Origin of the sequence: Jannaschia faecimaris (assembly GCF_900107415.1) — a bacterium.
In the GTDB taxonomy this organism is placed as follows: Bacteria; Pseudomonadota; Alphaproteobacteria; order Rhodobacterales; family Rhodobacteraceae; genus Jannaschia; species Jannaschia faecimaris.
In genome coordinates, this window is record NZ_FNPX01000001.1 from 535,945 (window position 1) to 548,454 (window position 12,510).

Here is a 12,510-nt window from a genome sequence, read left to right on the forward strand (position 1 = left end):
GGGCGCGGTATGATCGAGTTTCGCAATCTCACCAAGGTTTTCCGCCTGAGCGGGCGCAGCAAGGTCGTGGCCCAGAACATCAACCAGGTGGTTCCCTCGGGTGTGGCGGTCGCGCTGTTGGGCAGCAACGGCGCGGGCAAGTCGACGCTGCTGCAGATGATCGCCGGGACGATAAGGCCCACGTCGGGCGTGATCCGCTCCACCGGTTCGATCTCTTGGCCGGTGGGGTTTGCTGGGTCGTTTCACGGTGACCTGACGGGGTCGCAGAACGCCCGGTTCCTGGCGCGGATATATGGCGTGGACACGGACGAACTGGTGGCCTTCGTAGATGATTTCGCGGGCCTGGGCACGCATTTTCACCTTCCTTTCCGGACCTATTCGTCGGGTATGAGGTCACGCCTCGCCTTTGGAATATCGATGGCAATAGACTTCGACACCTACCTCGTCGACGAGATCACGGCCGTTGGCGACCAAGCCTTCCGCACCAAAAGCAGCCGTATCTTTCGAGATCGTCTGCACCGGTCGGGAGCGGTGCTTGCCACCCATTCGATGTCCCAGGCGCGCGAATTGTGTGACGCGGTTGCCGTTCTGGACCGCGGCCAGCTGCATTATTTCGACGATATCGAGGACGGGATCGCTTGGCACCAGGCCAACATGCAGGCTGTGGCCAACGCCTGACGCGCTGGAGCGTCGATAATTCACTAAAAAACCGTCTTGAATCTGGGGTGAACTCCGCATTTTCGCGCCAGTTGCGACCGGTGCCTGTCGCGGCTGTGCCGTGCTGCTGCGTCATCCCTTCCTGCGAAATTCGCAGGAGCAGACGCCCATGGCCACACTCGCCCATATCCAGACTGATCGAATTGCCGCAGCCCTTCACGACGGGGTCGTCGTGCAGGTGCTGCTGCTCGGGGGCGACCTGCTCGGGTCGATCACCGCGGCGGGGCAGGTGACGGTTCAACGGTCGCAGGACGACCTGGGGGTCTTGCACCTTGCTGCCCTGCCCGAGGACGCCACGCACTTGCCCGGCGTTCTGGGCCTGCAACGCGTGCAGATCGCCGGGCAGGACAGTGTCCTGGCCCACGGCCGGGTCGATGCGCTTTACGGCTGGACCATCGAGACCGACGGTCGGCTGTCGGACGCCCGGGTCTGGACCTTGCCTGGCGCGGGGGCCGCGCTGGCGGCGCAGACGGTCGAGGTCGGGGACCAAACCATGGTCTACGTGGCGGCGCGCGGCGCGGGTGGCCTTGAAGCTTGGAGCTTGGGAACCACTGGCGCGCAGGCGGTTCAGAGTATCGGACTGTCGGCCACGGGTGGCGAAACGGGTCGCGGAACGGGGGGTGATATTTTCGCCCTGGAGCAGATTGAGCTGGGCGGGCGGCCCCACCTGCTGGCCGCCTCGGCGGGCGACGGCACGCTGAGCATCCTGCGCCTGGAGGAGGACGGGCGAATGACACTGGTCGGCCAAGCCGGTCTGCGCGCGGGCCTGCCCATCGCCACCCCGACCCAGATCGAGACGGTGACCTTGGGTCAGACGACATACGTCGTGGTCGGTGCCGCGGACAGCGCCTCGGTTTCGGTCCTGCGCCTCAAGGCGGACGGCACCCCGGTGGCGACGGATCAGGTGGGCGATGATCGGAACACGCGGTTTCAGGGGGTCTCGGTGCTGGAGACGGTGGAACTGGACGGACGCGCCTTCGTGATCGCGGGCGGGGCCGATGACGGGCTGACCGTGATGGAGCTGTTGCCAGGAGGACGCCTGCTGCACCGCGCCACGATCGCCGACGACCTCGACATGGTGCTGACCAATCCGGGCGCGCTGGTCGCGCTGGCGCGGGACGGCGGAATAGACCTGTTCGTGACAGGATCGGCGGCTGAGGGCCTGACCCAGCTGCGCTTTGAACCGGGGGACGCGGGGGTGGTGTATGTCGGCGGACCGGTGGGTGCCACCCTGACCGGGACGGAGGGCAATGACACGCTGATGGGGGGCGCGGGGGACGACGTGCTGGTCGGGGGTGCGGGGGACGACGTGCTGACCGACGGTGCGGGGGCGGACACGATGCAGGGCGGAGGGGGTGCCGACGTCTTCGTGATCGCCCCCGACGGCGCGCTCGACCGCATCGAGGGGTTCGAGATCGGCATCGACCGGCTGGACCTCTCGCAGATGGGGCGGTTCTACACGGTTGAAGACGTGCACATGGAGTCGCGCGGGAATGGCATTGTCATCACCTTTGGCGACGAACAGCTGCACATCCTGACTGCCGACGGCACCACGCTCAACGCCTCGGACTTCGGCATCGCCGACTTGCGCGATCTTTGGCACGTCGAGGTGCCACCGCCGGACGCCACCGCGTTGCATTTGATTGGCGGGAGACCGGCCAATACCCTGCTGGGTGGGGCCGGGGACGACATGATCCTCGGAGGAATCCAGAATGTGCAGTTCGATGAGACGGCCGCCCTGGTAATGCGTCTTTACCAGGCGGCGCTGGGCCGCGCGCCCGAGCAGACGGGACTGAAAGGGTGGGCAGAACGGCTGCTCTCCGAGCGGTTCACGCCCGAACAGGCCGCCAACGGTTTTGTTGCCTCCAAGGAATTTCAGAACCTTTACGGAACGACAGACACAGACGACTTCGTCACGCTGCTCTATGCAAATGTTCTGGGCCGGGAGCCGGACCCCCAAGGCTTTGCGGGCTGGACCCAGCGGTTGGAGAGCGGAACGATGACGCGCCCGGAAGTAGTGCTTGGGTTTTCCGAAAGCCGCGAGTTCACCAACGCCACCCGCTTCGATGCCATGATGGTGAGCCGGGAGGGACTCGCAATGAGCTGGTCGGATGATGTTTTTCGTCTCTATCACGCTACTTTGGGTCGCACTCCGGACCTTGGAGGGATGTGGGGCTGGTCGCATCGGCTAGCCGAGGATTGGTCTCATGACGAGGTGATCTCCGGCTTCGTCGGCTCCAGAGAGTTCGGCAAGCGATACGGGGAAACCGACACCGGCGAGTTCGTTACCCTGCTCTATGCCAACGTCATGGGCCGTGAGCCGGACCCGCGGGGCTTCGCCGGTTGGACCGGGCGGCTCCTGGACGGTGACTGGAGTCGCGCCGACGTTGTTGCCGCCTTCGCTCAGAGCCGGGAATTTCGTATGCTGACCGAAGCCCCACTAACTGCCTGGATGCGCGCTGCAGGGGCCGATGATCGCCTACGCGGCGGTGCCGGAAATGACGTCATGTTCGGCGGCCTTCTGTCGGATACCTTCGTTTTCGAAAGTGGGGATGCAGGGCGCAAGGATATCGTCGGACTGGAGCGTTGGGACCTGCTGGATTTCACCGACTTGGGATTCGACGACCCGGCGACTTTGCAGGCGGAGTTCCGGCAAGTGGGCGACGACCTGCGACTGACGGTGGACGACCTGCTGGTGGTGCTGCACGACACCTGGCTTGCCGATCTGCATCCCGACATGCTGCTGATCTAAAGTGCGTTAGACCCTAAAGAAGGCTTTTCAGGTAGTCGCCATATCGGTTCTTGCCCATCATCTCTGCGAGGTCGGCCAGGCGATCGCGATCTATCCATCCCTGCTCGTAGGCGATTTCCTCGGGTGATCCTGTCTGCATTCCCTGGCGTTGTTCCAGCGTGCGCACCAGGTTGCTTGCGTCCAGCAGGCTGCCGTGGGTGCCGGTATCGAGCCATGCATAGCCGCGCCCCATGCGCTGTACCATCAGCTGCCCGTCGGAAAGATACATCTCCAGAAGCGTGGTTATCTCCAACTCGCCACGGGCGGAAGGCTGCACCCGGCGTGCACGTTCGGGGGCGGAGCCATCGACGAAATAGAGCCCCGTCACCGCGTGGCTGGACGGGGGGACGGTCGGCTTTTCAACGATGCCGCGCACGGTGCCGTCCGCGTCGAAGTCGACCACGCCGTAGCGTTCCGGGTCGGCGACGCGATACCCGAAGACGGTCGCTCCGTCGGTATGGGCATCGGCGGCGCGCAACAGTGCGGCCAGGCCGTGGCCGAAGAAAATGTTGTCGCCCAGAACCAGCACCGAGGGGGCCCCGGCCAGGAATTCATCGGCCAGGATGAAGGCCTGCGCCAGACCGTCGGGCGCAGGCTGGGTGATGTAGGTCAGGGCAATGCCCCATTGGCCGCCGTCGCCCAGCAGGCGCTTGAACTGGTCCTGGTCCTGCGGCGTGGTGATGACCGCGATCTCGTGGATGCCTGCAAGCATCAGGACGGACAGCGGATAGTAGATCATCGGTTTGTCATAGACTGGCAGCAACTGCTTGGAGACGGCCATGGTGATCGGGTAGAGCCGCGTGCCGGAGCCGCCGGCCAGGATGATGCCCTTGCGATCTGTCATGGAAGTCTCCTCAGGGTCGGGGTCGCAGCGTCGCCAGCACACGGTTCAGGCCCGCGTCCCAGTCGGGCCGGGCAATGCCATGGTCGCGGGTGATGTCGCTACAGTCCAGCCGCGAATTGGCGGGCCGCGCGGCGGCGGTGGGAAAGGCGCTGGTGGAGATGTCGGTCACGGCACAGCGGATCCCGGATTTCGCAAAGATGGCGCGGGCGAAATCGGCCCAGGTGATGTCGGGGGTGCCCGCGAAATGATACGTGCCCGACGGCCCCGCCCCGGACGCCAGATTTCCCGCCAGCGTCAGACAGGCGGCGGCGATGTCGGCGGCGGGGGTCGGGCCGCCCACCTGGTCGGCGACGATGGATAGCGCGTCGCGCTCGTCCCCAAGACGCAGCATCGTCTTCACAAAGTTCGTGCCATTGGCCGAGAACACCCAAGCCGTGCGTAGGATCGCGTGCGGTCCACTCGCGGCACGCAGGCCCTGTTCGCCCGCCAGTTTGCTGCGCCCGTAAGCGCCCAGCGGGCCGGTGGCGTCGCCGGGTCTCCATGGGTTCGTGCCACTGCCGTCGAAGACGTAATCGGTGGAGATGTGGACAAGTGGGATGCCTGCGTCGGCACAGGCGCGGGCCATGGCGGCAGGTGCGGTGCCGTTGACCAGCTGGGCCGTGGCCTCGTCTGTCTCTGCCGCGTCCACGGCGGTGTAGGCGGCGGCGTTGATCACGGCGTCCCAGTCGCTACCGGTGATGGCCTCGGCGCAGGCCTCTGGGTTGGTAAGGTCGGCCGCTTCCCGGCCCATGAATATAGGCTTCATAGTCTCGAACGCTGGGGTTTCGGCCTGCTGCACCAGTTCAGTGGCGACCTGGCCGGTGCGCCCGAAGACGAGAATCCGCATCAACCTGTGCCCAGACGTGTGCCAACACCCGTGCGATCGAGCAGGGCGCGCCACCAGTCCTCGTTGTCGAGATACCATTGGACGGTCTTCGCCAGTCCTTCCTCTATGGTGACGGACGGCGTCCAGCCCAACTCCTCACGCATGCGGGTCGCGTCGATGGCGTAGCGAGCGTCGTGGCCGGGGCGGTCGGCGACGAAGGCGATCTGGTCGGCGTAGGAGCCGCGGGCATCGGGGCGTTTGTCATCAAGGATCGCGCAGAGGGTGCGCACGAGGTCTATGTTCGCCCGCTCATTGTCGCCGCCGACGTTGTAACTGCGGCCGGGTATGCCTTTCTCCAGCACGAGGAGCAGCGCATCGGCGTGGTCCTCCACGTAGAGCCAGTCTCGGATGTTGGAGCCGTCGCCATAGATCGGCAGCGGCTCCCCGGCGAGGGCCTTGAGGATAATCACGGGGATCAGCTTCTCGGGGAAATGGAAGGGGCCATAATTGTTGGAGCAATTGGTCAGCAGGGTGGGCAGGCCGTAGGTCTCGCCCCATGCGCGCACCAAGTGATCCGACGACGCCTTGGACGCGGAGTAGGGTGAGCGGGGATCGTAGGGCGTGTCTTCTGTGAATCGGACCGATGGGTCGGCAGGCAGGGAACCGAACACCTCGTCGGTGGAGATGTGGTGGAAGCGAAAGCCATCAGGCCGGCCCGCGCCCGCCCAGTAGGCGCGGGCGGCCTCCAGCAGATGATAGGTGCCGGTGACGTTCGTCTCGATGAAATCGCCCGGTCCGTCGATGGAGCGGTCGACGTGGCTTTCGGCGGCAAGGTGCATGACGGCATCGGGCGCGTGATCGGCAAAGACGGCATCCAATGCGGCCCGGTCTCGGATATCGGCGCGCACAAAGGTATAGCCGGGCGTGGAATCGACGCTGGCGACGTTGGCAAGGCAGGCGGCATAGGTCAGCGCGTCGAGGTTGATGACCTCGTGGCCCCGCGCGATCGCAAGGCGGACGACGGCCGATCCGATGAACCCGGCCCCGCCGGTCACGAGAATTCGCATTGCTCAGTCTCCGTAGGTGAAGGGGCTGTCGAAGTCGACAAGACGCTGTGCGGTGGCATCCTTGTCGGATAAGATCGCCGCACCTGTCAGGCCCCAGTCGATCCCGATGTCAGGGTCGTCGAACCGCACGGCTCCGTCGCAGTCGGGGGCATAGTAGTCAGAGCATTTGTAGATGATTTCGGTATCCGGCGCGCGCGTGACGAAGCCGTGCAGAAAGCCGCGGGGGACCAGTAGTTGCTTTCCGTTCTCGAAGCTCAGGTCGGCACCCACCCACATTCCGTAGGTTGGCGAGCCGCGACGGATGTCGACAGCCACATCGTACATGCTTCCACGTCCGCAGCGCACCAGCTTTTCCTGGGCGTGGGGGGGGGACTGGAAGTGCAGGCCGCGCACGGTGCCCACCTTCGCCGACAGCGAATGGTTGTCCTGAACGAAGTCGATATCGATGCCATGGCGCGCAAAGGTCTGCCGGCTCCAGCTCTCCGAGAAGAATCCGCGGCTGTCGCCGAAGCGGGTGGGGATGATGATCTTCACGCCCTCAAGGGCCGTGTCCTGGATGAGCACTGAGCAGTCTTCTGAAATGGTTTCTTGGCCCGGAGAGCGTTAGCAAAGAATTCAGTCCTGCAACACCGTCGATCTTGCCACTGGATCCAGGATTGGGCGGGGGTGGTCACTGGTCTGGGCATTGCTGGTGGTCGCTTTCGATATGACGGAATTCAAATTCGATCCTTGAATCCGACCGCGCCAGTCATGTCAGCGCGCCCAACGATCCGGCGTCATGCCTGACCGGGTGTCCACCTTCGAAGATCGTCCCTGTTTTCATTAAAAACTGGGAGAAATTTTAGGTATTTTCAGATTGTGAGGGAAAGGGACGCGTGGTCCTAACCGCCGGAGAGCGCTCTGCCGAGGGGCTAAACCTTGACACCACTGCATGAGCCCAATGTCTGACCACAAAACTGCGATTTGGCTTTTCGGTGCTGGCGGCCACGCTGCCAGCATTCTGGAAGTCCTGCATGCGACTGGGATGCACCCGGTGGGGGTCGTTGATCCCTACTTTTCTGAAGCCGCCTTTTTCGGAATCCGTGTGCACGCCGATTTTCCGGCTGATCCCGAGATCTGCTTCAAGGCGGTCGTCGCGATCGGGGATAATGCGACCCGCAGAAACGTCATGACCGAGATGTCGGCAAGATTTGCCAGTATGAGCCTGCCGTCCCTGATCCATCCGTCTGCAACCGTCTCGCACACAGCCGAGATAGGGCCGGGTACGATCGTGTTTCAGAACGCGGTCATCGGATCCGCTTGTCGGATTGGCGCAGGCTGCGTCGTGAATACGACTGCTTCGGTCGATCACGAATGCAGCATGGGTGATTACGCGTCCGTGGCACCGCGGGCGACGCTGGGTGGTCGGGTCAGCGTCGGGGAGCTCGCATTTGTCGGAATGGGCACGACGGTCCTGCAAGGGCGTCTGATTGGGGAAAGGGTCGTTCTGGGGGCCAATTCCCTGGTCACACGCGATCTGAACGAGCCGGGGGGATATTGGGGCACACCGGCACGGTTTCGAAAATCCGAGGCGGAAATGAGCGACTTTCTTGCGAGATAGGAATTCGATTTGACCCAAAGCATTCCCGTAGCGCGGCCGACGATCGGTCAGCGCGAAAAGGATCTTGTTCACACTTGCATGGAAACCGGATGGATTTCGTCTGCCGGCAAGTATGTGGAAGCCTTCGAGACTGCCTTCGCGGACAAGATCGGGGCCAGACATGCGATTTCCGTGTCCAACGGTACGCTGGCCCTGCACCTGGCGCTGATGGGGATCGAGCTGAGACCTGGGGATGAGGTCATCGTGCCTGCGGTGACATACATCGCGACGGCCAACGCGGTGAAATACTGCGGCGGTCAGGTGCGGCTTGCCGATGTGGACCCGGTGACTCTGAATGTGACGCCACAGACCGTCGCCGCCGCCATTACGCCCCGCACGCGGGCCATCCTGCCGGTGCATCTGTTCGGTGTGCCTTGCGATATCGACGGAATCCTGACGCTGGCCCGTGCGCATGGCCTGTCCGTGATCGAGGACAGCGCGGAAGCGGTCGGAGCCACATGGAACGGTCGGAGTGTCGGGACTTTCGGGGATGTCGGCATGTTCAGCTTCTTCGGCAACAAGACCATAACCACCGGCGAGGGCGGTATGATGGTCACCGACAGCGACGAGATCAACGCCCGGTGCCGCCTCTTGCGCGGTCAGGGCATGTCGCCTGAGCGCCGCTACTGGCACACCGTGGTCGGGTATAATTACCGCATGACGAATATCTGCGCCGCCATCGGCCTGGGTCAGTTGGAGCAACTGGACGAAAAGATTTCGACGCGTCGTCGTTTGCGCCGAGCCTATGCCAATGCGTTTGCCGCGGAGGGGATTGCGGATCGGCTGGTCCTGCCCCACGGGGCACCGGACGCTTTCGACAGTGTATGGATGGTCAACATCGTGTTGGAGGCCAACGTGCGTCCGAACAGGGACGCCATCGCCGCCAGGATGGCCGCCGATGGCATCGAGACTCGCCCGACATTCTATCCGCTTTACATGATGCCGCCCTATTCGGATCTGGACGGTGATTTTCCGGGCTCTCGTCACGCATTGCGCGGGCTTACATTGCCGACATTCGAAGCCCTGACGGACGATGAGATCGGTGCCGTCGCACGTTCCCTTGCCGCAGCAATTGAGGCTGAAGAATGCGCGGCCTGATCCTGTTCGATGACCTGTTTGAACCCGACGACATTCTTCTTGCGCGCGCGGCAGATTGGGCAATGGGTCTGCAAGCGTTTGACAAGGTCCCCTCGGAAGTCTTGACCCTTCCCTGGTCGAAGTCGGGCGATCTCGCGCGCCAGTTGTTTGCGGTCGGTCTGATCGCGTTCAACCGCTATCAGGAGGTGTGCGTGCTGCAACGACAGGGCCTCTGCGTGCAGGTTCCCAAGCTTTATCTTCTGGAGCCGCGTGACGGTGGTGGGTTTCACCGCATCCCCGTGCATGATGGTGTGCCGCAGAAGGCCGATGCGATAATGCGGGGTGACGCGTGATGCGGATCGTCGTAGCGAACAGCCATGTGGCGGGTGTGCATGGCGGAGCCGAGGAGCTGGCGGCCAATCTCGTACGGGAGCTTGGCAGGACGCGGGGCATATCGGCTAAATTGTTGCGTATCCCTTTCGACTGGTCGTCGCAGGAAGACCTGCTGACGCAAGTGCTGGGCCTGCGCAATCTCGACCTCGGCGCGATCGACCTGCTGATCCCGCTCAAGTTCCCGGCGTACTTTCTCCAGGCCCCGCGGCGCACGGCATGGATCGTACACCAGTTCCGGCAGGCCTATGATATGCATGGCGGACCCTTTACCTTTTTCGAGAACAGCCAAAAGGGACAGGATGTCCGGCGTGCGCTGATTGAACAGGACACCTTGGAGTTGCCGCGCTACGACCGCCTGTTCACCAACTCTTCGGTCACCCAGAACCGGCTGTTCTCCTATAACGGCATCGGCAGCGACATCCTGCACGCTCCGGTCAACACCCCCGACCTGTTTGCTTGCGAAGATTTCGAAGACTTCCTCTTCGTGGGGGGGCGCATAAACGCGTCCAAGCGGCAGAAGTTGGTGTTGGACGCGTTGGCCGCCACTGCGCCCGATGTGCGTGTAGTCATCGCCGGGCCCTGCGAAGATGACACGTATCTTGCTGACATGCGCCGGCTGATCCAAGAGCGCGAGCTTGGGGACCGTGTCATCCTCAAGCCGACTTTCCTGCCACGGGAGGAGATCATCGACTATAACAATCGATGTCTCGCCGCCGTGTACGTTCCGGTGGACGAGGACAGCTTCGGCTATGTCGCGATGGAGGCGTCCCAATCGGGGAAAGCCTTGGTCACGACCTTGGATTCAGGCGGCGTCGCCGATCTGGTCGAGGACGGACTGTCCGGTTTCGTGACCGCGCCCACAGCCGAAGCCCTGGGGGATGCGATGCAGTCCCTTTGGACCGACCGTCACGCGACACGTGACATGGGCAAACGGGCGCGTGAGCGGCTCGATAGCTTCGGCCTCACCTGGGACCGGACGATCGAGATGCTGCTGTCATGAAAATCGCATGGGTCTCACCCTTCGCCAAAGCTTCGGCGATCGGTCATTATTCCACCATCGTCTGCGACGAGGTCGCTGCCCTCGGCCATGAAGTGGTTCGCGTGCGCCTGGAGCCGCCCGCCTCCGGCGTCGCTGAAGCGGGCCCGCATCCGCACGACATGGACTTCGAGCCGTTTCTGGCGGTCGATCCGAAGGCATTCGACCGCATCATCTACAACCTTGGGAATTCCTGGGAAAATCATGGCCCGCTGATGGGGGACCGAATTCCGCCGGGCGTTTTCATACTGCACGACGTCTGTTTTCCGCACTTGTTCTTTGCGCATTGTGCGCAAAAGACCCTCGATCCGTTGGCCCTGCTGGACGGTTTGGTTCCCTTGGGGCTGGCCCCTGAAAACCACCGGGCAATCTCCGCGGCGGTCGAGAGCACGGATAATCCCGACGTTCGGATTTCTCTCTTGGCGGACCTGGACATGGTCGGCTGGGCGACACGCAACGCCACCCGTCTATTCGTGCATTCACCCTCGGTGACCGACGCGATTACGCGTAAAACCGGCCTGCCGGTCGACCATCTGCCACTGGCCTTCTGGAACGCGGCACAGACGGCGCGCCTGCCGGAAGTCCGTCCGTTGAAGCACGAAAAACGGACATTGGTCAGCTTCGGCCACCTTGTCGCAAACAAACGTGTATCGTCTCTAATCCGCAGCATCGGCAGTGATCAGGCCCTGTCAGAGACGTGGCAGTTGCGCATTGTCGGCCCGTCCGATGAGCCCAGCCGCCAGCACTACATGGATCTTGCAGAAAAGCAGTCGCACCAAGTCGACCTCGTTTTCACCGGCGAAGTGGACGACGCGACCTTCGAAGCTGAAATGCAGGCAGCCACTTGCATCTCCTGTCTGCGCCGCCCGTCTTATGAATCCGGATCGGCCACGCTGGCTCTTGCGATGGCGATCAACGGAAACGTCCTCGTGTCCGAAGACAGCACCTCCAGCGGCATGGTGCAGGGCATGGCCACGATGATCCCCGCAACGGGGGAAGATGCGGCCGTGGCCTCGGCCCTGCGAGAGATGGCGAAACGTCCGGTCCATTCTACAGAGGACCTGGCCCGGATCCGCACCACCGCCCGCGACATGTTCGATGCGCGGAACTACGCGGAAGCCCTGCTTGCAATGCTCCAGACGGCTTCGGCAGCGGAAGCGGACGTTGCGCGCTTCCGCAGCATCTTTCCCGAGGAGGGGGACTTTGCCTGCGCCTTGCGACGCTGGGGCGGACCGCGAATGACGTCCGCTGGCCTACGCATAAAGCCCATCCTGCAAAGTCTGGAAGAGACCGGCATATGAAGATCAGAAGGTTCACGCCAGACGGCCCGGTGAAGCACGACTCTGAGCTGCCGCTTGTGTTCATCCATATAAACAAGACGGCAGGCACGACCTTTTCCCATATGCTTTTCGATCTGTTTTCACCTGAACAGATTGCACCGGCCTATCGCGGCGATTTCTCGGCACTGGATGTCGGTCGGCCCCAGCATCGGCTCTATCACGGTCACATGCGCTATGCGGACTGGTATCACAATGGCGTCCCAGCCCTTCCGATCTGCATGTTGCGTGATCCCGAAGCTCGTGTGGTTTCGCAGTATAAATCGTTCAAGAATGCTGCGAATGCCAAAGATGCCCAACGCTGGTTAAATGGCGCAAGGGGCGCGAAAGCTCTCGAAATCGCCCGCTCCAGTACCTTCGACGAGTTCCTGCTCAGCGACTTTCCCCCAATCCGTGGGCACATCGATAATATCCAAGTCCAATTCCTGAGCGAAGGAGGCGCTGCCCGCAACGAGGACGACGTCCAGACCGCTTTGCGCAATATCACCGACGCCTTATTTTTTTTCGGGATCACAGATCGTTATGACGACGCGATGAACCTGTTGTCGTGGCAACTTGCGGACAGGGTGCTGCCATCCAGCCCTTCGCGAAACATCAGCAAGCCCGAAACGATAGAGGCCGTCTCCCCGGAAGCGAAGGCCGCCCTGGAACGCTACACCAAGTGGGACAAGCTTCTTTATACCAAGGCAAACGCGCTGTTCGAGGAGCGGCTTCGCCAAGTGGCGGACGGTATCGTTTGAAGGA

At 62.8% G+C, this 12,510-nt stretch carries 12 protein-coding genes; 8 read left to right on the forward strand and 4 right to left on the reverse strand.

Going from position 1 to position 12,510, the window contains the following annotated elements:
* Nucleotides 1-9: 9 nt before the first annotated feature.
* Both BLV27_RS02615 and BLV27_RS02620 read left to right on the forward strand, forming a co-directional pair.
* Complete coding sequence (locus BLV27_RS02615) at nt 10-678, forward strand: ABC transporter ATP-binding protein (RefSeq protein ID WP_092641854.1); 669 nt, start codon at nt 10-12, stop codon at nt 676-678.
* A gap of 148 nt (nt 679-826) precedes the next feature.
* On the forward strand, nt 827-3,469 hold the full coding sequence (locus tag BLV27_RS02620; RefSeq protein ID WP_092641857.1) for a DUF4214 domain-containing protein: 2,643 nt from the start codon (nt 827-829) through the stop codon (nt 3,467-3,469).
* Between the two features lie 13 nt (nt 3,470-3,482).
* Here the strand turns inward: BLV27_RS02620 and rfbA are convergent, their stop codons facing one another.
* From rfbA to rfbC, 4 genes are read right to left on the reverse strand one after another with little or no spacing between them, the layout of a single operon-like run.
* Nucleotides 3,483-4,352, reverse strand: a complete 870-nt coding sequence (gene rfbA, locus BLV27_RS02625) for a glucose-1-phosphate thymidylyltransferase RfbA (protein ID WP_092641860.1) — start codon at nt 4,350-4,352, stop codon at nt 3,483-3,485.
* A 10-nt stretch (nt 4,353-4,362) separates the two neighbouring features.
* Nucleotides 4,363-5,238 (reverse strand): dTDP-4-dehydrorhamnose reductase, encoded by an 876-nt coding sequence (rfbD, locus tag BLV27_RS02630; RefSeq protein ID WP_092641864.1) that lies wholly within the window; start codon nt 5,236-5,238, stop codon nt 4,363-4,365.
* Nucleotides 5,238-6,284 (reverse strand): dTDP-glucose 4,6-dehydratase, encoded by a 1,047-nt coding sequence (gene rfbB / locus BLV27_RS02635; protein ID WP_092641867.1) that lies wholly within the window; start codon nt 6,282-6,284, stop codon nt 5,238-5,240. The genes rfbD and rfbB overlap by 1 nt, the downstream gene beginning before the upstream one ends.
* A 3-nt stretch (nt 6,285-6,287) precedes the next feature.
* Nucleotides 6,288-6,848, reverse strand: a complete 561-nt coding sequence (gene rfbC, locus BLV27_RS02640; RefSeq protein WP_092641870.1) for a dTDP-4-dehydrorhamnose 3,5-epimerase — start codon at nt 6,846-6,848, stop codon at nt 6,288-6,290.
* Between the two features lie 376 nt (nt 6,849-7,224).
* On the opposite strand from rfbC, the gene BLV27_RS02645 reads away from it, so the two are divergent.
* From BLV27_RS02645 to BLV27_RS02670, 6 genes are read left to right on the forward strand one after another with little or no spacing between them, the layout of a single operon-like run.
* Nucleotides 7,225-7,884: an acetyltransferase gene (locus BLV27_RS02645; RefSeq protein ID WP_170831327.1), complete on the forward strand. Its 660-nt coding sequence runs from the start codon at nt 7,225-7,227 to the stop codon at nt 7,882-7,884.
* Between the two features lie 9 nt (nt 7,885-7,893).
* The gene (locus BLV27_RS02650) at nt 7,894-9,021 is read left to right on the forward strand and encodes a DegT/DnrJ/EryC1/StrS family aminotransferase (protein ID WP_280140280.1); all 1,128 of its coding nucleotides are present in this window, start codon (nt 7,894-7,896) and stop codon (nt 9,019-9,021) included.
* A complete protein-coding gene (locus tag BLV27_RS02655) occupies nt 9,009-9,353 on the forward strand; it encodes a hypothetical protein (RefSeq protein WP_092641876.1) in 345 nt (114 codons plus the stop codon). The genes BLV27_RS02650 and BLV27_RS02655 overlap by 13 nt, the downstream gene beginning before the upstream one ends.
* A complete protein-coding gene (locus tag BLV27_RS02660) occupies nt 9,353-10,393 on the forward strand; it encodes a glycosyltransferase family 4 protein (RefSeq protein WP_092641880.1) in 1,041 nt (346 codons plus the stop codon). The genes BLV27_RS02655 and BLV27_RS02660 overlap by 1 nt, the downstream gene beginning before the upstream one ends.
* Entirely contained in the window at nt 10,390-11,730 is a 1,341-nt protein-coding gene (locus BLV27_RS02665; protein ID WP_092641883.1) for a glycosyltransferase, read from the forward strand. Before BLV27_RS02660 ends, BLV27_RS02665 begins: the two co-directional genes overlap by 4 nt.
* Nucleotides 11,727-12,506, forward strand: a complete 780-nt coding sequence (locus BLV27_RS02670) for a sulfotransferase family 2 domain-containing protein (protein WP_092641886.1) — start codon at nt 11,727-11,729, stop codon at nt 12,504-12,506. Before BLV27_RS02665 ends, BLV27_RS02670 begins: the two co-directional genes overlap by 4 nt.
* The last annotated feature ends 4 nt before the right edge of the window (nt 12,507-12,510 follow it).

Excerpts from the sequence above, each read along its gene's own strand:
- BLV27_RS02615 (WP_092641854.1), top strand. The coding sequence starts at position 10 with ATGATCGAGTTTCGCAATCTCACCAAGGTTTTCCGCCTGAGCGGGCGC.
- BLV27_RS02620 (WP_092641857.1), top strand. The coding sequence starts at position 827 with ATGGCCACACTCGCCCATATCCAGACTGATCGAATTGCCGCAGCCCTT.
- rfbA (WP_092641860.1), bottom strand. The coding sequence starts at position 4,352 with ATGACAGATCGCAAGGGCATCATCCTGGCCGGCGGCTCCGGCACGCGG.
- rfbD (WP_092641864.1), bottom strand. The coding sequence starts at position 5,238 with ATGCGGATTCTCGTCTTCGGGCGCACCGGCCAGGTCGCCACTGAACTG.
- rfbB (WP_092641867.1), bottom strand. The coding sequence starts at position 6,284 with ATGCGAATTCTCGTGACCGGCGGGGCCGGGTTCATCGGATCGGCCGTC.
- BLV27_RS02645 (WP_170831327.1), top strand. The coding sequence starts at position 7,225 with ATGTCTGACCACAAAACTGCGATTTGGCTTTTCGGTGCTGGCGGCCAC.
- BLV27_RS02655 (WP_092641876.1), top strand. The coding sequence starts at position 9,009 with ATGCGCGGCCTGATCCTGTTCGATGACCTGTTTGAACCCGACGACATT.
- BLV27_RS02660 (WP_092641880.1), top strand. The coding sequence starts at position 9,353 with ATGCGGATCGTCGTAGCGAACAGCCATGTGGCGGGTGTGCATGGCGGA.
- BLV27_RS02665 (WP_092641883.1), top strand. The coding sequence starts at position 10,390 with ATGAAAATCGCATGGGTCTCACCCTTCGCCAAAGCTTCGGCGATCGGT.
- BLV27_RS02670 (WP_092641886.1), top strand. The coding sequence starts at position 11,727 with ATGAAGATCAGAAGGTTCACGCCAGACGGCCCGGTGAAGCACGACTCT.